Origin of the sequence: Thalassospira sp., assembly GCF_040218635.1 — a bacterium.
In the GTDB taxonomy this organism is placed as follows: Bacteria; Pseudomonadota; Alphaproteobacteria; order Rhodospirillales; family Thalassospiraceae; genus Thalassospira.
Genome location: NZ_JAVJRB010000009.1, coordinates 315373 through 337708 on the forward strand (window position 1 = coordinate 315373; position 22336 = coordinate 337708).

Here is a 22336-nt window from a genome sequence, read left to right on the forward strand (position 1 = left end):
TTAACCGTGTCGAACTGTTTCCGTTCGTTGGTCAAAGGCCTTTATTCACCGATCAGAGTCTCGCCCAAGCCCTGATTTCTCAAATATATCGCAATGGATCAAGCTATACCGATCATGGGATCGATTGACAATCCATTGTCATGACCAGCGTCGCGTTTGTACTCTGGCGTAAAGGACCCATAATCGTATATGGTCCTGTGAAAGACACGCCAGTGATGCGAATTGCGGTGCAAGTTACATCGCCTTTGTGTAGATGAGCAAACCAATTACAGATTTTGATATAAATACGCTCGACCCGTTCGAGGCCCTTGTTTGGCAATATGAAATGGGTGTGGACGAGGCAATTGCCGACGAGCCACTTGACCGTTTCAAAGCGTCAGAAAGCCTCAGCCGGAATGCCGCCAACCGTCCCGGCTTTGCCGCGCCTAACCCGCGTGCCAGCCGCAATGGTCCTGCGCCTTCGCCTGCTGCGCGACCTGCTGCTGCGCCAGCAAGTGGGGCTGTGCCGATGCCGCCCGGTGCGGATGGTGGCTTTTTACTCTCAGATACCCCACACGAAGCCCGTCAGTCGGCCCGTGATGCGGCTGCTGCCGCAACCAGTCTTGCGGAGTTAAAAGACGCAATCGAGAAGTTTGAAGGCTGCGCGCTTAAGAAGTCTGCAAGCAACACCGTCTTTGGCAATGGCAATGTCGAAGCCAGGCTGGTGCTGGTTGGCGAAGCCCCCGGGGCAGAAGAAGACCGCCAAGGGCAGCCTTTTGTCGGGCCAAGTGGAAAGCTTCTGGATGCGATGCTGCGATCCATCGGGCTTTCGCGTGAAGAAGTCTATATCACCAATATATTGCCATGGCGTCCGCCGGGAAATCGGCAGCCAACAACGGCAGAAATCGCCGTATGTGAGCCGTTCGTGCGCCGTCATCTTGAACTGATCAGCCCCAAGGTTGTTATTTGTCTGGGCGGAAGTTCTGCCAAGGCCCTGATGGAAGAAGACCGCGGTATCACGCGTCTTCGCGGGACATGGAAGGAAATGGTCTTTGGCGACGGTGCCAAGGCCGATCTGACCGCGATGTTCCATCCGGCTTATTTGCTGCGAACCCCGGAACAAAAACGCCTTGCTTGGCGTGATTTGCGTGCGGTTGCGCAAAAGCTTTAACAAATTAGCGATAAAGTTAGCGTACGCATGGGTGATATGCAGTCGTCTGGCAGGGTCAAAGTCAATCATGACAAGTGGTTGATTCCAGATAAATCATTTCGCGGTTTCGGTGCTTGCTGTTATAACCAATGTCGTTGCACCGGGGGGAACACCGCAGGCAACGGGTTGCGAGACCAAACTGCTTCGGGATAAACACGCGGCTTAAAACCAAAGCCTCGTTGGGGATACTGATTTTGATCGAAGCAATAAGACCAAGCCTGCCGGGTGTGAGAAACACACTAAGGCAGGGTTTCTTTGTCGTGTTATTTGGCGTCATGGCATTCATGGCTGCGCCGTCACTTGCTGTCGCAGACACGCAAGAACAGGCGGCCTTGGGCAATCCTGAGCTGGATGACGCATTATCGATCCTTATTCCCAAACCACTTTCTGATCGCGATGCCGAACTGTATGAGCAGATTTTTGCCGTACAGGAGCAGGGCCGCTGGGATGACGCCGACCGGCTGATTTCGCGCCTGTCTGATGAAGTGCTTATGGGCCATGTTCTGGCGCAGCGTTATCTGCACCCGACGGCTTATCGGTCACGCTACAAAGAATTAAAAGACTGGTTGGCAAGCTATGCCGATCATCCGCAGGCGTCGCGCATTTACAAGCTTGCGCTGACCCGCCGCGGTTCGGCCAACTACCCGAAAAAGCCGGTTGGCAATTACGTTTCGGGTGCGGGCTATGACTATGAAAACATCACGCCTTATTACCATAAATCGACCAAAAGCCTGACATCGAAGCAACGTTCACGTCTGTCGGTGCTAAAGCGTCGTATTCGTCAACGCATTGGCGATGGCTGGCCGACCGGTGCGTTGCAGGTTCTTGAAAGCCAGGAAGCCAAACGCCTGTTTGATGCCTATGAACAGGATCAGGCACGCACATCGATTGCCTCAGGCTATTATTATTTCGGCAAGCCGGATCTGGCTTTGAAATATGCTGGCGAAGCTGCCAAGCGGTCGGGTAAATACTTGCCGCAAGCCCATTGGACGGCCGGATTGACCGCATGGCGTCTGGGCAAAATGGATGTCTCGCATCAGCATTTCGCTGCACTTAGCACCAATAAATATGCCTCAAGCTGGACACGAACCGCAGGGGCGTTCTGGGCCGGGCGTATTGATTTGGCTGCGGGGCGATTTGAAGATGCCGATGCCATGTTGAACCGGGCTGCGGAATATCCGCGCTCGTTCTATGGTCAGCTTGCGATGCGGGCACTTGGTCGCGATGATGTCTTTGACTGGGATAACCTTGAGCTTGATGGAAATCGCGCGAACAAGTTAAAGCTTGATCCGCATGGTCGCCGGTCGCTTGCGTTGCTTCAAATTGGTCAGCGTGACGAAGCCGAACGTGAATTACGTAAAGCTGCGGCCAAGGATGATGATTCGCTGCGCCGTGCCGTTTTGGCCCTGACCGATACCGCAAACTTTGCCTCCCTTACCATGCGTTTGGGCAGCTACATCGCGCAGAAGACCGGTGATGTGTTTGTGAATGCGCTTTATCCGGTTCCGCCATGGGCACCAGAAGGTGGCTATGAAGTTGACCGCGCCCTGATCTATGCATTCATGCGTCAGGAATCAGGATTTAACACCGATGCCCGCAGCCATGCCGGTGCGCGTGGTCTGATGCAATTGATGCCGGCAACCGCAAGCTATATCGGCAATACCCGCTATCGTGGGGCCAAACGGGCTGAACTGTATGAGCCGGAAATCAACCTGTCACTTGGACAGAAATATGTTGATCACTTGCTTGAACAAAACGGTGTTGATAACGGGGTTCTACAATTGATGGCGGCCTATAATGGCGGCATCGGCAACCTTGGTCGTTGGCAGAAGGCGCTGAAAGATAACGTCGATCCGCTTTACTTCATTGAAAGCATCCCGTCGCGTGAAACCCGTTTGTTCATCGAACGTGTGATGGCCAATCTTTGGATGTATCGGTCCCGTTTCGGGCAGGAAGCACCATCGCTTGATCTTTTGGCGGCAGGACAATGGCCAACATATCAGCCACAGGATCAGAATAGTGATCGTGGCCTGACCGCGCAGCGTTAAGTCCAAGCATCTGATACATGACAGGCAAAGACGCCGAAAAATCCCGATCCAAACCCCATCAGGTGCAGGACCGAAATCCGGATCAGGGAACGGTTCTTGACCGGATCAAAATGCCGCTAATGAGCGGCGAAGAAGCTTTGCGCCGGTTTGAAGAAGATCGATCAGGGGACAACGCCACACAACAGAAAAGTGATCTGGCCCAGCTTCATCCAATCATGAAGCTGATTGCACTGGGCGGGACATTGTTGATGGTTGTCACCGGGCTTCTGGGTATTTTGTATCTGTTCGCCGCCTGATGTGACGCACGACCTTATTGCGCGTCTGTAAGCGCGTCTGTTTTAGCTTGCAAGGACTGGATTTCAGTTGCAGTGGCATTGCCCAGTGGATCATCCTTGGGCAGGTCACGATAAAGATCCCGTAACACCCGAAGCGCTTGCTGCGGTTTGTCATTTTGCTTTAGCATCATGCCATAATAGTAACGCGCAAGAAGATGGTTGGGCATTTGGCCCAGGGCATGCAAAACCAGATCGCGCGATGTGCTGTCAATCTGACCGTTCTGTGCGGTGATACGGGTATCGGCATATTCAATCGCCAGAAGCGGATTATGCCCCGAAAGTGCATAGCCCTGCGCAAAGGCCGCAACCGCGCGCTCGATATTTCCCAGACGCAAAGACCCACGTGCAAGGGCAATCCACCCTTGTAGGTTACGGGGATTAACTTCAAGCGAGAGAACAATTTGATCCAGCAGGCGTCGGATCTGTTGGTCTGTTTTGTAGTTTGGATCAGTTACATTGCCTGCCACGGCAGCAGCGGCGGCAAGATTGCGTTCACCGGCGCGATCAGCATATGGCTGGGCGGGAAGGGTCGGATTGCCAATCAATATATAAATGCCAAGGGCCGCGACAACAGGCGCTGTCGCAAACGCCAGTCTGCGGACTGAAAACGTTTGATCGTTGCTTTTCGGCAAGCTCGCATACAGGACAGATGAGGCCAGCACAGCCAGAACAGACAAACCAATCCAAATCACCGGAAACCTCCGATGGATTGTTTATATGTCGGGGCCAGGTAATTCATCAGGACTTGCCGTCTTCTTTGGACGTGCCAAGGATTTCGTCAAGACGGTCCTGTTCGTCACGCGACAGGGATGCTGTCGTCCCACTCGCTTCGCGGTGTTTGCGACGATAGAATGCAAAGACCGCCAGCAAAGCCAGAATAGTCAGAACGGCCGGGCTGGCCCACAGGATATAGGTTTCTGGTTTCAGCGGCGGGTTTAGCAATACATAGTCGCCATAGCGTGCGACGATATAGTCAATGACCTCTTCATTTTCATCCCCTGCGATCAGGCGTTCGCGGACAAGGATGCGAAGATCGCGGGCAAGTTCGGCATCCGAATCATCAATGGACTGGTTTTGACAGACCAGACAGCGCAGCTCCTGACTGATGTCACGGGCACGCTGTTCAAGAACGGGGTTGGTCAGCATTTCATCGGGATTAACTGCCCAAGCGGGTGTCGTTGCCAAAAACGGCAGCAATAACCCAAGTCCGGCAATCAATATCAACAGACGTTTGGTCATCCTTTTAACTCCGCGATTTTGGGCAGGAGAACCTTTTCAAGCACATCAGGTGTCACCGGACCTACATGCTTGTATCTGATCTGTCCTGTGCCATCGATGATGAAGGTTTCCGGCACACCGTAAACCCCAAAATCAATCCCGGTACGCCCTGACAGATCCATACCGACCGCCTGATAAGGGTCGCCTAACTCATCAAGCCACTTGGCCCCGTCCTGCGGGTCTTTTTCCTTATAGTTCAGGCCAAAGACAGAAACACCGGCTTCTTGCGACAGGCGTTTGATCAATGGGTGTTCTGCCCGGCATGGAATGCACCAACTGGCAAAAACATTCAGAACAGATACCTCACCCTTGATCAGATCAGCGCGCGACAAACCATTTTCGCGACCGGGTAGGGGCGGCAATGAGAAATCCGGGGCCGGTTTGTCGATCAGAACCGATGGGACGACAGATGCATCTTTGTCGATATTAAGCAAAAACACCCCGGCAAGGGCCGCAAACAGAACCAGTGGGATCACAGCAAGCGAAAATCTCATGAAGTGGAAACTCCAGTCTTCTGAAGGCGCAGGAATATGCGTGTAAGGATGCTAATGCTGCCACCGATCAACATCAAAATCATCCCGGTCCAAACCCATGGCATCATCGGCAGGAAACGGACCGAAACAATCCGCCCGCCATCATCGGCACGATCCCCGACCGAGACGTGTAAATCCCCATCGCGCCCATGCCAGATGCCCGCTTCGCGTGTTTCAACACCGCGGATCGGGTAATAGCGGATTTCTGGGAAAAGTTCCGTAACCGGAAGAGAATTGCGATACAGGATAAAAGTAGCCTGACGTGTGGCGTAGTTTTCACCGGCAAGAAGGGAAACGCCTTCATATTGCAGGTTATAGGGACCAGCCTGAATGCTTTGCCCGGCACGGGCGGAAACGACAACTTGTTCTTCCCAGAGACTACTGGCCGCACCCCCGGCAATCACAACTGCCAAACCGATATGGGCCAAGGTCATGCTGATATAGCGTGGACCAAGCAGTTGAAGGTTGCGGTACTTGCTTTCACCATGGTCGGGTTGGTGCCAAAGCCGGGCCCAAAGATCACTTAGCGATGCGGTCAAAATCCAGCCCGCCAGTCCGATACCAATCAGCGGTGCAGGGGGCAATTCGATAAAGCGGATCGAGACAAACAGAACAATAATCAGGGACAGGATGGCGGCCAGCTTCATCCGACCGCCAATCAGCCACAATTCATCCTGACGCCAGCGCACGGTTGGTGCAAATCCCATCAGGAACAGCATGGGTACAACGATGGGTACAAGGACCTCGACGTAAAACGGGGCGCCGACCGTAATGTTTTCACCGCTGACCCAGCGCAGAACCAGCGGATAGATGGTCCCGATCAAAACAACAGCAGCAATAAGCGACAATATGACACTGTTTAAGAACATGCCGCTTTCACGCGAGACAAGCCCGAATGTCCGGGTTTCTGTCATTTGCTCTGTACTTCGCCAGAACAGATAATAGGCCCCGGCAAACAAGACACAAAAGCCAAGCAAAAGGGCGATGCTGTTGCTGCTTTGTACAAGCGTTTCAGCCGGGGGCCCGAAAAGATCAGAACGCGTCAGATACACACCAAACCAACCAAGTGCCAGTGCGGATATACCAAGAAACGCGGTCCAGAATTTAAGGGTTTCGGTTTTCTCAAGAACGGCCCGGCAATGGATGAGTGCGGTTGCGATCAACCACGGCAACAGCAGGCTGTTTTCTGCTGTGTCCCAATACCACCAATTGCCCCATGCCTGTTGGCTATAGGACCGATAGGCGTTGATTGCGATGGCGGCACTGAGCGCAAGCCAGGATGAAATTGTCCAAAAGCGCATGGTCTCTGCGGTGCGCCGATCAAGCTTGCCACCGATCAAGCCAGACAGTGTAAGGGCATAAATAACCCCAAGCCCGGCGAGGCCGAGATACAGGAACGGTTCGCGCAGTACGCGTAAAACGTCCTGACTTTGCGGGTTCATGCCACGGCCATCAAGTGGCGCTACAGCCATGCGCGCAAATGGATCGGCATCGATTAATGTCGCAATGCCAAGAACCGCGATGACAAGGCCAAGGATGGATAGCGCGGTATGGGCAAGCTGTTCATCGGCCTGAGCGGCCGGGATCTGTTTTGATTGGCGCAAAAGTTGAACGGCCAGTGCCCCATTGGCCAAGGAAATCGCCAACAACCACAAAAGCATCGCCCCGCCATTCGGGGTAAAGGCGGCACCAATCCGGAACAAAAGCGGGGTGGATGAATGGCTGACATCGGCAACAATCGGCAGACTGAAGTCACTGACGATAAAGGCATGTAAAAGGGCGGCCTCGGCAGTAATAGCCAAAACAAGGATGCCGATTGGCAGGATCAGGAAATGAGCCGGTTGTGGGGTAAAGTCGATTGCAGAAGATGTTAGAGAAGCGGTGCCATCACTGTTCAGGTTGGGTGCATTCGCCAAAGATACAGACGTGCTTTGCATAGACGTGCGTAAAGCTGAACGCAGCCAAAGCGGGCTAAACAGTACGGCTTGACCAAGGCCTGTCACCACAATCAGGAGCAGGGCAAAATGTCCGAACTCTGCAAGCATCTCCGTCTAAGGCTTCCCCAATTTGTTCCCCGGCGACCTCATCGACCTGTTGGATTTTACCATCACAGGAATAAGGTCGCAGCCGTGTTTTCTTGCGCGTATGGCCGGACTTTATCGCGGCAGAATGTGGCTTAATTGCGCATTTGTTCGGCGTTTTTTGCTTCGATTTCTTCCCAGTAGCCACTTTTCTTCAAGGATTCGGCGACTTCTGGCGGCATGTAGTTTTCATCGTGTTTGGCAAGAACTTCTGACGCAACAAAGGTGCCATCGTTACTCATATGGCCTTCTGCGACAACCCCCTGACCTTCGCGAAACAGATCAGGCAAGATACCCCGGAACGACACAGGAACCGATTGCGCCATGTCGGTCACGACAAAGGCAATGGTTTGACCATCCGCCATCTTAGCAACCGATCCTTCAACGACAAGCCCGCCAATCCGCAAACGTTGATCCGGGTCTATCGGGGATTTTTCGACGATCTCGGTCGGACTGAAAAAGAAGACAACGGAATCTTCAAACGCCGTCAGAAGCAGGGCCGCAGCACCGGCAACGGCCAAAAGAACAGCCCCGATCATATACATGCGTTGACGTTTACGGGCTTTTGCGCGGGAAAGTGACACAATGCGTCTCCGGTCAGGGTGCCTTATCGGCTTTTTTGTTTTTGCGTGGGCGATGTGATTGCAAAACGGCTTCAAGCTGTTCACGTTCAAGCCGACTGGCGCGCAATCCGCGCAGCGTTGCAATCAGGAGTGCGATCATCGCAATCGCGGTGACCCCATAACTTCCCCAGATATAACTGCCATAGCCCCCCATTGAGAAGAACTCACTCATTGGTTGGTCTCCGCGTTGTGACCCGTGTCATAGTTTGGATCATTCTTGCCGGTCTGATCACGGCCTTGATCAAACATGCCTGAAAGCTGCAAGGCACGGATACGCCGTTCATTTAGCTCCAACCGTACCCGCAAGATCAAAACAACAAAATAATAGCCGGTAAATCCAAGGATCATCAGCGCAAGCGGCAATTGCATGCTGGGATCAATCGTTGGTCCGTCCATGCGGACAATTGATGCTGGCTGATGCAGTGTATTCCACCAATCGACCGAGAATTTGACAATCGGCACATTGACCGCCCCGATCAGGGCCAGTGCCGATCCGGCCTTTGATCCGCGTTCTGGATCATCAAAAGCATTCACAAGCGCAATATAGCCAAGATACAGGAACAACAAAATCAGCATCGATGTCAGGCGGGCATCCCATACCCACCAGGTCCCCCACATCGGTTCGCCCCACAGCGATCCGGTAATCAGGCAAAGTGCGGTAAAGGTCGCGCCAATCGGTGCAGTGGCACGCGCACAGATATCGGCAAGCGGATGCTTCCAGATCAAACTCATCGCGCCGCAAATTGCCATGCCGACATAGCAAAACAATCCCATCCAGGCGGCTGGAACATGCAAATACATGATCCGCACTGTATCGCCCTGTTGATAGTCAATCGGGGATGCAAACAATGCGAAGTAAAGACCCGTCACGATCAGAATGGCGGTTACCCCCGCCAGCCACGGCAGGATCGGGTCGGTAAACTTCAAAAACACACTTGGTTTGGCAAAGCGATGCATATTCTCTCGTCCGTAGTGCGGTGAACCGCAGTGGGGCGTCCTGTTTAGTGTTCTGTTATTCGATTGCCAGTCGCACCGCATGGGCGGTTGCAAACGGCGTGGCAGCCAATGTCAGTAAAAGGATCGCCCCCATGATTTGCAGATGTGGCGTTGCCGACATTCCAAGAAGGGCCGCTTCAACGGCACCTGCCCCGAATATCAGAATGGGAATATAAAGCGGCAAGACCAGAAGCGATACCAATACACCGCCACGACGTGCGCCTAAAATCAAGGCAGCCCCGATCGCCCCAATCAAACTAAGGGCCGGGGTGCCCAGCAACATGGCGATCATTAAGGTCACAAAGCCGCTTTGATCCATATTCAGCATCACCGCCATCAAGGGGGCGGCAATGATTAACGGCAGGCCGGTGGTCAACCAGTGTGCAAGAACCTTGCCCAGCACCAGTATTTCCATGGATACCGGCGACAGGGCCAGAAGTTCAAGCGTACCGTCTTCATAATCGGTTTGAAAAATACGCTCAAGCGAGAGCATGGCGGCAAGCAATGCAGAAACCCAAATCACGCCCGAGGCAATCCGGGCAAGGATGTTGGCTTCGGGTCCGACACCAAAAGGAAACAGGGTGGTCGTGACAATAAAGAACGCCACCACCATCACGGAATCCGCCCCCTGACGCAGGGCAAGGCGCAAGTCACGTTGCAAGATCGCCATAAAGCCGTTCATTGCGCGGCCTCCTTTGCGGAGGTGGCGTGGTGGCTGCGTTCGTCTTCCCCCTGATCCGAATGTTCCGCCAGCCATTCGACCATCGGGATGGCAAAGTCATCAAGATCAAGAATGGCGGGGGCATTGATATCAAGATCAATATGGGTCGAATAAACCACGATGCCGCCGGTCGCACGGAAATCTGCAATCAGGCGGGAAAGTTCGGCACAGCTTTCGCGATCAAGGCCAACAGTTGGTTCATCAAGCAACCAAAGATCGCTTTTGCCGATCAGAATGCGGGCAAGGGCGGTGCGGCGTTTTTGGCCGCTTGAAAGATATCGACCAGTGATCCGTGCAAGATGATGGATATCAAGGGCATGAAGGGCGGCATCTATTTCAGCATCAAGGTCGGAAACACCCCGCAATTGACCCCAAAGCCGCAAATTGTCACGGACTGATAAAACCGGCTTGGTCGCATCTTGATGGCCAAGATATTGCAAGCGGGCATGATGGGCGATTTTGTCATCGGCAATGTTTTCGCCGTCCCAGTCGATGGCACCCGAACGGGGGGGCAATAACCCTGCCATGACGCGCAGCAGGCTTGATTTACCCGCACCATTGCGTCCGCGCAGCATAATGGCATCCCCGGACATGGCAGCAAAGGAAAGGCCGCCAAATACCAGTCGCTCGCCGCGCAGGCAGGTCAAATCAGAACCCTTAAAGTCTGCCATGTAACCCGTTCAATTGCCTTAAACCCAGTCTCGATCTCAGTCGCGTTCAGGTCATTCTATAACGTGTTATGGTTTATTATTCATGCTTTAACCGACATTGATGACGTTGACTTTGTTTCAAATCAATCCATGCAATGCCGATGACGGCGCAATGGGCTCATTCTTATCGGTCGGGTCACCAAACAGTGACCGGTCTGGTGGGCGCGTGACAGACCACTCAGATGTCATAAGAATGCAGTTTGGATGGGATGATGGGTTAGAACCGGATCATGGATGCCGCAATGATCGGACCACCACGGCCATCTTGAACAAGAATGGCGACCCCACCATCACAGGCGGCGGTCATGGCAAAGGGGATTTGCTTTGTCGTGCCATCCCAAGCGCCGAGACTGACCATTTCACGGACGACATTGGCATGGACCAGACGTTTGCCGGCATTTTCGCCCGATAAAACATCGCGCTGATGTTCGCGGTCAAACCCGACCAACCAGATTTGAGTATTCTGATGGCGTGAGGCCACGTTTCCATTGTGAAGGGACACAGTCCCTGTTGCCGGTTGGGTGGTGTCGATAACATTTACCTGAATATCGGCCAGAGCCAAAAGCGGATCAACCGACGCACTTGTCGATGCGATCTGGCTTTTTGCCGTCGCCCTGACCACGTTATCGCCATTGATAATGATCTGCGGAGTATAGACATAGCGTTCCCGCATGCGGTTGGCATAGTCGCGTTGACGGTCGCTGTAACGGGCATCTGAAAACGGATCTGTCCAGCCCAGATAATTCCAGTAATCGACATGATATGACAGGACCAGAAGATCATGATCTTCCTGATTTAGCTCATAAAGAACACGATCAGCCGGCGGACAGGAATTGCACCCTTGCGAGGTATAAAGCTCGACAACGGCACGGGGCACAGTGCCTTCGGCGGCCTGTGACGGGCCGGCAAAGGTCAGTGCAGCCAATATAAGTGCGGATAGGATGGGGCGCGTATGTTTCATGCCGGTCATGATGCCTCAAAAACACCATCACCCGCTAATCACAAGGCGTTGAAAACGGCGGGAGCGGAAAAGACGGACGCGATCAACTTCCCGTACTTTTAAGATCGTTCCGGGAGACAAAAAAGCACCCCGCCGGAAACCGGCGGGGTGTCATATCAGTCAGCTGATGATTTCAGTTTGAAATCAGGCAGCTTTCATCATGTTACGCAGAACGAACTGCAGAATGCCGCCATTCTGGTAGTAAAGAACTTCGTTCTCGGTATCGATACGGCAGGTGGCAATGCACTCTTCAGTGCTGCCATCTGTGCGCGTGATGCGAACGGTAACGTCCTGCATCGGCGTGATGCCGTTGGCGATGCCAATAACGTCGAAGACTTCGGTACCGTCAAGCTTGTAGGTCGCACGGCCTTCACCATTTTTGAACTGCAACGGCAAGACGCCCATGCAGACAAGGTTGGTGCGGTGGATACGCTCAAAGCTTTCGGACAGAACAGCTTTGACGCCAAGAAGATTGGTGCCTTTTGCTGCCCAGTCACGCGACGAACCGGTGCCGTATTCTTTACCGGCGACGACAACCAACGGGGTGCCTTCTGCCTGATAACGCATGGCAACATCATAAACCCAGCCCTGTTCACCAGACGGGTAATGAACCGAAACACCACCTTCGGTGCCCGGTGCCATTTCGTTACGGATACGAATGTTGGCAAATGTGCCGCGCATCATGACTTCGTGGTTACCACGGCGTGCGCCGTAGGAGTTGAAGTCAGAAACAGCAACACCGTTATCCTTCAGGTATTCACCTGCCGGGCTTTCTGCTTTGATCGAACCGGCCGGAGAAATGTGGTCGGTGGTGACAGAATCACCAAGGATCAGAAGCGGACGCGCACCATGGAAATCGGTGAAGTCACCCGGTTCTTTCGCCATGTTGACGAAGTAAGGCGGGTTCTGCACATAGGTCGACTTGTCTTCCCATGCGAAGGTTTCGCCTTCGGTGACTTCGATGGCCTGCCAAGGCTTCGGACCTGCAAAGATGTTGTCATAACGATCTTTGTACATCGCTGCAGAGATCGAAGACGCAATGGTGTCTGCGATCTCTTTGTTGGTCGGCCAGATGTCTTTCATGAAGACGTCTTTGCCGTTTTTGTCAGTACCCAGAGGATCGTTGTTAAGATCGATCTTCAGGTTGCCGGCAAGGGCATAGGCAACAACCAGCGGCGGCGAAGCAAGATAGTTTGCTTTGACGTGCGGGCTGATACGACCTTCGAAGTTGCGGTTACCCGACAGAACAGCCGTTACCAGCATGTCTTTGTCTTCAATTGCACCGGCAATCGGTGCCGAAAGCGGACCGGAGTTACCAATACAGGTGGTGCAACCGAAACCGGCAACGTTAAAGCCAAGCTTATCGAGATATTCCTGAAGGCCGGCTTTTTGCAGATAATCAGCAACAACCAAGGAGCCCGGTGCGAGCGAGGTTTTCACCCACGGCTTGCTGGTCAGGCCAAGTTCAACAGCTTTTTTCGCCAGAAGACCTGCTGCAATCAAAACACTCGGGTTCGAGGTGTTGGTGCAAGAGGTGATCGCAGCGATCACAACGTTACCGTCTTTCATTTCGAAGTTTTCATTCGAAACCGGGACAGAACGGTTGGTATCAACACCCGGTGCCATGTCGGCAAAGGTGTTGTTGAAGCTGGAAACAGCATCTTTCAGCAGAACACGGTCCTGCGGACGCTTCGGACCTGAAAGGGCCGGCTCGACGGTTGAAATGTCGAGTTCAAGCGTTGCAGTGTATTCAGCTTCATGTGCCGGGTCGCCCCACATGCCCTGTTCTTTGGCATATGCTTCAACCAGAGCAATCTGGTCTTCGTCACGGCCAGTCGAACGCATGTAGTTAAGCGTCTCGTCATCAATCGGGAAGAAGCCACAAGTCGCGCCATATTCCGGGGCCATGTTACCAATGGTCGCACGGTCCGGCAGGCTCATGTTTGCCAGCGCATCGCCATAGAATTCGACGAATTTGCCAACAACGCCTTTTTCACGCAGCATCTGAACGACGCGCAGAACAAGGTCAGTTGCGGTGATGCCTTCTTTCATCGAGCCGGTCAGCTTGAAGCCGACGACTTCAGGAATCAGCATCGAGATCGGCTGACCAAGCATTGCGGCTTCGGCTTCAAGACCACCAACACCCCAACCCAGAACGGCAAGACCGTTCACCATGGTGGTGTGTGAGTCGGTCCCGACAAGGGTATCAGGATATGCAACGGTTTTCCCGTCTTCATCGGTGCCGGTCCAAACGACTTTGGCAAGATGTTCGACGTTTACCTGATGGCAGATGCCTGCTCCCGGTGGGACGATGCGGAAATTGTTGAACGCATTCTGGCCCCAACGCAGGAAACCATAACGTTCGCCGTTACGTTCGAACTCGACTTCCATGTTTTTGTCGAGTGCGTCGTCGGTACCAAAGAAGTCGATCATGACCGAGTGGTCAATGACGAGATCAACCGGTGAAAGCGGGTTCACCTTCTGGGCGTCACCACCCATTTTAACGACGGCATCGCGCATCGCAGCAAGGTCAACAACAGCTGGAACGCCGGTGAAGTCCTGCATTAGAACGCGGGCCGGACGATAGTTGATTTCGTGGCTGCTTTTGCGCTCTTTGAGCCAGTCAACAACAGCTTTGACATCGTCGGTTTTTACGGTGAAATCATCTTCATAACGCAGAAGGTTCTCAAGAACGACTTTCAGCGTGAAGGGAAGTTTTGAAACGTCGCCGAATTTCTCGGAAGCTACTTTCAGGCTGTAATAATCGACGGACTTGTCCCCGACATTCAGCGTGCGGCGCGTTTTCAGGTTGTCTTTGCCACAAATGGACATCAGACCCTCCTCAAGGTGGTTAAAAGGGCTTGTCGTGACAAGACACCCCGACCGTCGGAGCGCCGAGCGGTGGGCTATCTATGTTACGTGACGCGGGTCACGGCTACATATACATGAGCAACGGGGTTACACCACAAATCACTATGAAAGTCCAGACCCAGTGAAGGGGTATTGGGGAAAACCCGCTGATCTCAGCACATTGGCAAATTACAACAAGCATAGAAAAACCTTTAGTCGATATGTGCGGTAGCTATTCACCTTTCAATAGGTGGATATCAAGGCCCGAGTCTGTTTGCTGCATTTGGAAACGAGCCAATAGTGGGCAGGCAACGCGATTGCCAGACTGAAAAGATATCCGACGCGGCAGTTTGCGGGGCGAATCGATGCAGATCTGTGCGTTTCAATGCGCGGTTTCGGGGTTAATCTATCCCATATTCAAGCAAAGATTGTGCGCTGCAGGATCGAATATAAATTTTGCACTGCGGCGTTTTCAGGCTGCAATTTCCCTAGGTGGTGGTCCGATAACGTTACGTAATCAAGGGTAGAAAGATGTCTCTTGGTCATTTCGACAATAATTGTGCGTTGCGAATATGTACAAAGGTCCCAACCCCTTGCATATCATTGCATTGACGCAATATGCTGAAATTGGTACTTAAATGCTTATTAAATGTGTCAGGCCCGGTTTCCGTAAGGTCAGGGTCGCATAAAAATCCGACACATGATCAGGGAAACTGAAAAGCGGCTTACATAATTCGCCAATAAAGAACCGGAATTGCGGTTCTGCGGCATTTGCGGCCCAAGTCAGGGAGGATAAGCGACAATATGACGTCACAGAGTCCTATTTTACAGATTAGCGACGTCTCGCTTGTTTTTGGCGGTGTGCGTGCGCTGAGTGATGTCAGCTTCTCCGTTCAGCCGGGCGAGCTTTTTTCCATCATCGGGCCAAACGGTGCCGGTAAGACATCCATGCTGAACTGTGTGTCCGGGCGTTATGCGCCGACCACGGGATCAGTATCCTTCAAAGGACAGGATGTTACGGGGCTTAAGCCGAATGACCGGGCCGAACTTGGTATCGGGCGAACGTTCCAGAACCTTGCATTGTTCGGGCACATGAATGTCCTTGATAACATCATGGTCGGGCGCCACCACCTGTTGAAGAACAACTTTATGAACGGGCCGCTATACTGGTTCGGTGGGGCGCAGAAAGAAGAACTTGAACACCGTCGTTTCTGCGAAGACGTGATCGATTTTCTTGAGATTTCCCACATCCGCAAGGCGACTGCAGGAACCCTGTCATATGGTTTGCGCAAACGTGTTGAGCTTGCACGCGCTGTTGCCTTGCGTCCTGATCTGATCCTGCTTGATGAACCGATGGCGGGCATGAACCTCGAAGAAAAAGAGGACATGGCGCGCTTCATCATCGACCTCAATGAAGAATGGGGCATGACGGTTGTCATGATCGAACATGACATGGGTGTGGTGATGGATATCTCCAGCCGGGTGATGGTTCTTGATTTTGGCCGTAAGATTGCCGAAGGCCTTCCCGACGAGGTGATGGCCAACAAACACGTCAAAAAAGCATATCTCGGCGAAGAAGACGACGAGACAGATGAAGACGAGCAGGTGGCCTGAGCATGAGCAAAAATATCCCGGAATATGCCGACGTTCAGTCGCTTGATACTTTTCCAAAGGTCCTTGCCTATAACGCGCGCAACTGGGGCGGTGAAACCGCCATGCGCGAAAAGGAATTCGGCATTTGGCAGGAATTCACCTGGAAAGACTATAACGACCGCGTCAAATGGATGACGCTGGGCATGCGTTCGCTTGGCGTTGGTCAGGGCGATGTTGTCGGCATCATCGGTGAAAACCGCCCTGAATGGGTTTGGGCCGAAGTTGCTGCACACGCGTTGCGCGGCATGTCGGTTGGTCTTTATCAGGACAGCTTGCACGAAGAAGTCGCCTATCTGATCACGTATTCAGGCGCACGTATCCTGATCGCCGAAGATGAAGAGCAGTGTGACAAGCTGATCGAACTTGGCGACGATATCCCGACTGTCGAACATATCGTTTATTGCGACCCGCGCGGTTTGCGCAAATATGACGATCCGCGTCTTCTGGATGTGGAAAAGCTCTATGAAATGGGCCGCGAACTCGAAGAAAAGAACCCCGGTATTTATGACCAGATGGTCGCAGATACCCGCGGAGATGAATGCGCAATCCTGTGCACCACGTCGGGTACTACGTCCAAGCCAAAAATGGCGATGCTTAATTCCGGTGATTTTCTTGATCATTGTGCCGCATATCTGCGTGCCGATCCGAAATATCCGGGCGACGATTATGTGTCGGTTCTGCCGCTGCCATGGATTATGGAGCAGGTCTATGTGGTCGGCCAGTCCCTGATCAGCCGTCAGATCGTCAATTTCGTCGAAGAGCAGGAAACCATGATGGCCGATCTGCGCGAAATTGGCCCGAATTTCGTTCTGTTGGCCCCGCGCGTTTGGGAAACCATTGCGGCTGATGTGCGCGCACGGATGATGGATTCAACGCCGTTCAAACAAAAGATGTTTGATTTTGGCATGTCACTGGCCCGGACCGCCTTGGACAGAGGCAGTCATTCCAAGGCCGCCGACATCATTTTGATGAACGCGCTTAAGGACAGACTTGGTTTTTCCAATTTGCGGTCCGCTGCAACCGGTGGTGCAGCCATTGGGCCGGAAACGTTCAAATTCTTCCATGCGATGGGGGTTCCGCTGCGTCAGCTTTATGGCCAGACCGAACTTTGTGGTGCCTATACCATCCATCAACCCGAAGACATTGATTTCGATACGGTCGGCATTGCCTTTGATAATTCCGAAATCAAAGTCATCAATACCGATGAAAACGGTGTTGGCGAAATCGTTGCCCGGACATCGGGCATGTTCACCAGTTACTATAAAAACCAGTTGGCCTATGACGAAGACGTCAAGGATGGCTGGATGCATACGGGCGATGCAGGCTACTTCAAGCAGGACAACAAACACCTTGTGGTGATTGACCGTATGAAGGATCTGGCGGAAACCTCGACCGGGGTGCGCTATTCGCCGCAGTTTATTGAAAACAAACTGAAATTCTCGCCATTCATTGCCGAGGCCGTGATCCTTGGCAAGGATCTGCCGTTCCTGTCCACCATGATCTGTATCCGCTATTCGATCATGGCCAAATGGGCCGAGCAGCGCGGGATCGCCTTTACCAATTATACCAACCTTTCTGCCCAGCCGCAGGTCTATGACATGATTGTCGAGGAAATCCGCGAGGTGAACAAAACCTTGCCGGAAGCCCAGCGCATCAAACGGTTCCTTCTGCTTTACAAGGAACTTGATGCCGATGACGGCGAACTGACCCGGACGCGCAAAGTGCGCCGTGGGGTGGTTGCCGAAAAATATGCCGACATCATCGATGCTGTTTATGCCGGGAATGAAAAGGTGGATATCGACACAATGATCACGTTCCAGGACGGGTCGAAAACCCGCATCCAGACAAGTGTCAAAGTTGTCGATCTTGATGACAGCAAGGTCGCACAGACGACCCCGAAAGCAGCCGAATAAGGTCGCAGGAAAACTGTGGTCCCGGCCTAAGGCCGCGGACCGCCATTACAGGGATGGCAACATGAATTTCGAACTTCTGTTCCAGCTTCTGCTGAACGGGTTGATTGTCGGGACACTCTATGGCGTCGTCGCCATGTGTTTCGTTCTGATTTATAAATCGACCCAGATCGTTAACTTTGCCCAAGGCGAGTTCCTTCTGATCGGGGCGTGGGTTTGTTATGCGTTTCTTGTCGAAATGCATATGCCCTTCTGGATGGGCTTCCTGTTCACACTGATCTTTATGATGGTGTTTGGCATCGTTCTGCAAATGGTGGTGCTGCGCCCCATGATTGGTGAACCGATCATTTCCGTGATCATGGTGACCATCGGGCTTTCGATCTTTTTCCAGGCTGCGACCAAATGGATTTTCGGGGCGACAACTGCAACCTATCCGCAGGTGTTTGAGACCCGATCGGTCAACATTTTAGGGATGCAGATCGAGACGGCCTATATCATGAGCTTTGTCATCTCATTGTTCATCATGGCCGGGTTCTACTGGTTCTTTAAATATTCCAAGCTTGGCCTTGCGATGCGCGCAACTGCCTTTGATCAGCAGGTCGCACAAAGCCTGGGTATTTCGGTCAAAACCGTGTTTGCCATGTCTTGGGCCATTTCGGCCTTGGTATCGGCAATTGCCGGGATCGTGATCGGCATGGTCAACGGGGTGTCATCCGCACTTTCAGTTATCGGGATCAAGGTTTTCCCGGCCGTGATTTTGGGCGGGCTTGATTCGATTGTCGGGGCCATCGTTGGCGGCGTGATCATTGGGCTGCTTGAAAACACAGCCGAGTTTGTCGATGGCCAGTACCTGCATTGGGGCAACCTGTTCTCGATCGCACCGTTCTATGTGCTGATCATTATTCTGTGCATCAAGCCATATGGCCTGTTTGGCACCAAAGACATCGAACGTATCTAAGGGACGGGGAAATATACTATGGCTGGATTTTCGATACGTCCCTGCGGTGATTTTCGAACGACTTATCGTCAGGATACCCGCATTTTCGATACGACCTATATTCGCAATGCGGCGATCCTTGGCATTTTTGCCGTTGCGATGATCCCGTTTGTTCTCGATGGCTATTACGTCAATCTGTTCATCCAGATTTCCTATTTTGCGATTGCGGCCCTGGGGTTGAACATTCTGGTTGGTTTTACCGGCCAGATTTCACTCGGGCATGCGGCCTTTTTCGGGTTTGGTGCGTTTGCGTCTGCGTGGATTAACAATACCACCGGTATCCCGGTCTTGTTGTCGATCCCGCTTGCAGGCTTGATGACAGCCGCGGTTGGCATGCTGTTCGGTTTGCCTGCCGCCCGGATCAAGGGGTTGTATCTGGCGATTGCCACATTGGCCGCACAGTTCATTCTGGAAGATTTCTTTGCCCGGGCCGACTGGTTTACCGGTGGGTCATCAGGCGCAGCAGCCAACCCGATCAACGTGTTTGGCTATGAGGTCTACGACGATATCAGCTTCTTCTATGTCTGCCTGTTTTTCCTGGTGGTGATGTATCTTTTGGGCACCAATCTGATGCGGACCCGTGATGGTCGTGCGTTTGTGGCGGTACGTGATCATTACCTGTCGGCTGAAATCATGGGCATCAATCTGACGAAATATCGTCTGATGAGCTTTGCCATATCGTCCTTCTATGCCGGTATCGGCGGGGCGATCTATGGTCACTATCTTGGCTTTGTCTCGGCCGAAGGGTTCACCATCCTTTTGTCTATCCAGTTCCTCGGCATGATCATTATCGGTGGTCTTGGTTCGGTCAAAGGAACGTTGATGGGCACAGTGTTTATGGTGTTGCTCCCGGAAGTCATGGAAAGCGGTGTTAGCGCATTAAGCGTTTTTGAATGGGCAAGTTCGACGGCAGTGACCGACGGGCTGGCTTATATCAAGGAGATGGCAATTGGTCTGGCCATCATCCTGTTCCTGATCTTTGAACCCGATGGGCTGGCCCATCGTTGGCAACAGATCAGGGCGTACTGGAAGCTTTATCCCTTCTCGTACTGATACAGATCCCCGAACCCGGCCCGCTTTAAAAATCAAAGGGCCGGGACCAAAAAACGGGGAGACCGGGAGGCTATCTTTGATGAAAACGTTCAAGGGAGACGTCGTTATGAAAAGACTGATTGCTGCAACCGCGATGGTTGCGACCGGCTTGTCGTTCTCGGCAGCCAAAGCAGATGACGATATGGTATTTGTCGGTCACTTGATGGATATCACGGGTGCAACCGGCTTCATCGGCAAGTTCTATGCCGATGGTGTGCGCGATGCGCTATCCTATATCAACACGCATGGCGGGATTGATGGCACGGTTCTGGATTCAGAATCGGTTGATTATGCCTATAAAGTTCCGCAGGCGATTGCCAACTACAAGAAATGGCGTTCGCGCAACGACATGGTTGCGATGCAAGGTTGGGGCACGGGCGATACCGAAGCTTTGATCAGCTTTGTCGCCAAAGACAAAGTGCCGGTCTATTCCGCATCCTATTCCGGTCACCTGACCGATCCGACGGCCAAAAATCCGAAAACCGCCAAACCGGCACCTTATAACTTCTTCTATGGTGCTTCCTATTCTGATGCGTGCCGTGCAATGGCACAGTGGGCAGCAGAAGACTGGAAACAGTCGGGCGGTACAGGCAAGCCGATCTTCTCGCATATCGGGGATAACCATCCATATCCGAATGCCCCGAAAGAAGCGTGTGCCGAATACGCAACCGAACTTGGTTTTGAAGTAACAGCACCTGTTGTGGTTTCGATGAAGCCGGGCGATTTCAAAGCACAGTGCCTGACCATGAAAGAAGCCGGGACAAATTATGGTTACCTTGGCAATCTTGGTCCGTCGGTAGTGTCGCTGGTGAAATCCTGTGACACGGTTGGCGCAACCCCGAAATGGTTGGCGAACATCTGGGCGGGTGACTATGAGACGCTCAAAACCATCGGCGATGTTGATAACTACATCTTCCCGGCGATGACCAGCTTCTGGACTGACGAAGGCGTTCCGGGCATGGATCTGGTACGCGAAATTTCGAAAATGTCTGACAGCTCGGGCGAAGAGTTCCGCACCCATCACTATATCCGTGGCATTTGCTCGGCCTATTACATGAAAGAAGCCATGGAATGGGCAAAGGCAAATGGCGGGATCACGGGTGAAAACATCAAGGCTGGCATGTATGCCCGTCAGATGTGGGTGCCAAAAGGTCTTGAAGGTGTTTGCATGGAAGCAACCTGGACTGCCGAAGACCATCGCGGCATCAACACCGTCAATATCTATAAAGGTACGGCAAAAGGCGGCGAAGCAACGGTCGAAAAAGTTACGACTGTTACCCTGCCGCGTCGTGACGACTGGCTTGGTTATTAAGACCTAAGTCAAGACAGACGAATGTCTCCCTGACTGTTCGGAGGCAAGGCATAAAGTGCAAGATGCCTTGTCTCCGGCAGCGGGAGATCACCAAGCGATAAATCGAAGGGGACACCATGTCAGAACCCGCCGGCAAAATAGAGACTGCTGAACCGATGCTGTCGGTCAATAACATCGAAGTCGTTTATGACGAGGTGATCCTTGTCCTGCGCGGGGTATCGTTGGAGGTCCCACAAGGCAAAATCGTAACCCTTCTTGGTCCGAACGGTGCTGGTAAATCAACAACACTCAAAGCCATTTCCGGGTTGCTGAAAACCGAAGACGGCGAAGTGACCCGTGGCGATATCAGTTTCATGGGCAAGCAAATTGCCAATGGAAATCCAGAAGATATCGTGCGGTCCGGCCTGTTTCAGGTGATGGAAGGCCGCCGCATCATCGAAGATATGACCTGTATCGAAAACCTGCGCCTCGGCGCCTATACCCGCAAGGACAAGGGCGTCAAAGACGATATCGAGATGGTGTTTGACTATTTTCCGCGTTTGAAAGAACGGACCGGTCTTGCCGGGTATCTTTCGGGTGGGGAACAGCAGATGCTGGCGATTGGCCGTTCCTTGATGGCGCGTCCGAAAATGATCTTGCTTGATGAACCGTCAATGGGGTTGTCGCCGCTTCTGGTCAAGGAAGTGTTCGGGATTATCGAAAAGATCAATCGCGAACAGGGCATCACCATGTTGATCGTCGAACAGAACGCCAACTTTGCGCTTAAGGTTGCGGACTATGGCTACATCATGGAAAGCGGTAAGGTTGTTCTTGATGGCACGGCGGACGAGCTTCTGAACAATGAAGACGTCAAGGAGTTCTATCTTGGCGGTGGGTCGGAAGACCGCAAAAGCTTTAAGAACATTAAATCATATAAACGCCGCAAACGTTGGCTGTAACAACCATGTTAAGGTCTGTGCTTGAACGTAGAGACCTTAGTGTGTTTGGCGAGTTTGGATGAAAGACGGG

Annotated in this window: 20 protein-coding genes; 9 read left to right on the forward strand and 11 right to left on the reverse strand. The window is 52.7% G+C overall.

Features of this window, described 5'->3' with window-relative positions; all coding sequences use genetic code 11:
• The first annotated feature begins 253 nt into the window (after positions 1-253).
• The 3 genes from RIC05_RS09230 to RIC05_RS09240 all read left to right on the forward strand — a co-directional run bounded on the left by RIC05_RS09230 (position 254) and on the right by RIC05_RS09240 (position 3533).
• Positions 254-1150: a uracil-DNA glycosylase gene (locus RIC05_RS09230; RefSeq protein ID WP_350046839.1), complete on the forward strand. Its 897-nt coding sequence runs from the start codon at positions 254-256 to the stop codon at positions 1148-1150.
• Positions 1151-1473: 323 nt separating this feature from the next.
• Entirely contained in the window at positions 1474-3237 is a 1764-nt protein-coding gene (locus tag RIC05_RS09235) for a lytic transglycosylase domain-containing protein (protein ID WP_350046840.1), read from the forward strand.
• Between the two features lie 17 nt (positions 3238-3254).
• Complete coding sequence (locus RIC05_RS09240; protein WP_350046841.1) at positions 3255-3533, forward strand: hypothetical protein; 279 nt, start codon at positions 3255-3257, stop codon at positions 3531-3533.
• Between the two features lie 14 nt (positions 3534-3547).
• Here the strand turns inward: RIC05_RS09240 and RIC05_RS09245 are convergent, their stop codons facing one another.
• The 11 genes from RIC05_RS09245 to acnA all read right to left on the reverse strand — a co-directional run bounded on the left by RIC05_RS09245 (position 3548) and on the right by acnA (position 14346).
• Entirely contained in the window at positions 3548-4264 is a 717-nt protein-coding gene (locus RIC05_RS09245) for a tetratricopeptide repeat protein (RefSeq protein WP_350046842.1), read from the reverse strand.
• Between the two features lie 46 nt (positions 4265-4310).
• Positions 4311-4811, reverse strand: coding sequence for a cytochrome c-type biogenesis protein (locus RIC05_RS09250; protein WP_350046843.1), 501 nt, complete (start codon positions 4809-4811; stop codon positions 4311-4313).
• On the reverse strand, positions 4808-5344 hold the full coding sequence (locus tag RIC05_RS09255; RefSeq protein ID WP_350041438.1) for a DsbE family thiol:disulfide interchange protein: 537 nt from the start codon (positions 5342-5344) through the stop codon (positions 4808-4810). The genes RIC05_RS09250 and RIC05_RS09255 overlap by 4 nt, the downstream gene beginning before the upstream one ends.
• Positions 5341-7428: a heme lyase CcmF/NrfE family subunit gene (locus RIC05_RS09260; protein ID WP_350046844.1), complete on the reverse strand. Its 2088-nt coding sequence runs from the start codon at positions 7426-7428 to the stop codon at positions 5341-5343. Before RIC05_RS09260 ends, RIC05_RS09255 begins: the two co-directional genes overlap by 4 nt.
• 131 nt (positions 7429-7559) lie before the next feature.
• Positions 7560-8048 carry a cytochrome c maturation protein CcmE gene (gene ccmE / locus RIC05_RS09265; RefSeq protein ID WP_350041436.1) on the reverse strand — a complete coding sequence of 163 codons (489 nt, stop codon included), beginning with the start codon at positions 8046-8048 and terminating at the stop codon, positions 7560-7562.
• A 13-nt stretch (positions 8049-8061) separates the two neighbouring features.
• On the reverse strand, positions 8062-8259 hold the full coding sequence (gene ccmD, locus RIC05_RS09270; RefSeq protein WP_350046845.1) for a heme exporter protein CcmD: 198 nt from the start codon (positions 8257-8259) through the stop codon (positions 8062-8064).
• The gene (locus RIC05_RS09275; RefSeq protein ID WP_350046846.1) at positions 8256-9044 is read right to left on the reverse strand and encodes a heme ABC transporter permease; all 789 of its coding nucleotides are present in this window, start codon (positions 9042-9044) and stop codon (positions 8256-8258) included. Before RIC05_RS09275 ends, ccmD begins: the two co-directional genes overlap by 4 nt.
• Before the next feature lie 55 nt (positions 9045-9099).
• Positions 9100-9765 (reverse strand): heme exporter protein CcmB, encoded by a 666-nt coding sequence (gene ccmB / locus RIC05_RS09280; RefSeq protein WP_350046847.1) that lies wholly within the window; start codon positions 9763-9765, stop codon positions 9100-9102.
• Positions 9762-10475 carry a heme ABC exporter ATP-binding protein CcmA gene (gene ccmA / locus RIC05_RS09285; protein ID WP_350046848.1) on the reverse strand — a complete coding sequence of 238 codons (714 nt, stop codon included), beginning with the start codon at positions 10473-10475 and terminating at the stop codon, positions 9762-9764. Before ccmA ends, ccmB begins: the two co-directional genes overlap by 4 nt.
• A gap of 256 nt (positions 10476-10731) precedes the next feature.
• Complete coding sequence (locus RIC05_RS09290) at positions 10732-11484, reverse strand: DUF1223 domain-containing protein (RefSeq protein WP_350046849.1); 753 nt, start codon at positions 11482-11484, stop codon at positions 10732-10734.
• A gap of 174 nt (positions 11485-11658) precedes the next feature.
• Positions 11659-14346, reverse strand: a complete 2688-nt coding sequence (acnA, locus tag RIC05_RS09295) for an aconitate hydratase AcnA (protein ID WP_350046850.1) — start codon at positions 14344-14346, stop codon at positions 11659-11661.
• An 822-nt stretch (positions 14347-15168) separates the two neighbouring features.
• Here acnA and RIC05_RS09300 point away from each other — a divergent pair.
• The 6 genes from RIC05_RS09300 to RIC05_RS09325 all read left to right on the forward strand — a co-directional run bounded on the left by RIC05_RS09300 (position 15169) and on the right by RIC05_RS09325 (position 22266).
• The gene (locus RIC05_RS09300) at positions 15169-15978 is read left to right on the forward strand and encodes an ABC transporter ATP-binding protein (RefSeq protein WP_350041643.1); all 810 of its coding nucleotides are present in this window, start codon (positions 15169-15171) and stop codon (positions 15976-15978) included.
• 2 nt (positions 15979-15980) lie between these two features.
• A complete protein-coding gene (locus tag RIC05_RS09305) occupies positions 15981-17930 on the forward strand; it encodes a long-chain fatty acid--CoA ligase (RefSeq protein WP_350046851.1) in 1950 nt (649 codons plus the stop codon).
• A gap of 61 nt (positions 17931-17991) precedes the next feature.
• The gene (locus RIC05_RS09310) at positions 17992-18885 is read left to right on the forward strand and encodes a branched-chain amino acid ABC transporter permease (protein WP_350046852.1); all 894 of its coding nucleotides are present in this window, start codon (positions 17992-17994) and stop codon (positions 18883-18885) included.
• A gap of 18 nt (positions 18886-18903) precedes the next feature.
• Positions 18904-19977 carry a branched-chain amino acid ABC transporter permease gene (locus tag RIC05_RS09315; protein WP_350046853.1) on the forward strand — a complete coding sequence of 358 codons (1074 nt, stop codon included), beginning with the start codon at positions 18904-18906 and terminating at the stop codon, positions 19975-19977.
• Positions 19978-20083: 106 nt separating this feature from the next.
• Positions 20084-21328, forward strand: coding sequence for an ABC transporter substrate-binding protein (locus RIC05_RS09320; protein WP_350046854.1), 1245 nt, complete (start codon positions 20084-20086; stop codon positions 21326-21328).
• Positions 21329-21483: 155 nt separating this feature from the next.
• Entirely contained in the window at positions 21484-22266 is a 783-nt protein-coding gene (locus tag RIC05_RS09325) for an ABC transporter ATP-binding protein (protein ID WP_350047034.1), read from the forward strand.
• Positions 22267-22336 lie beyond the last annotated feature (70 nt).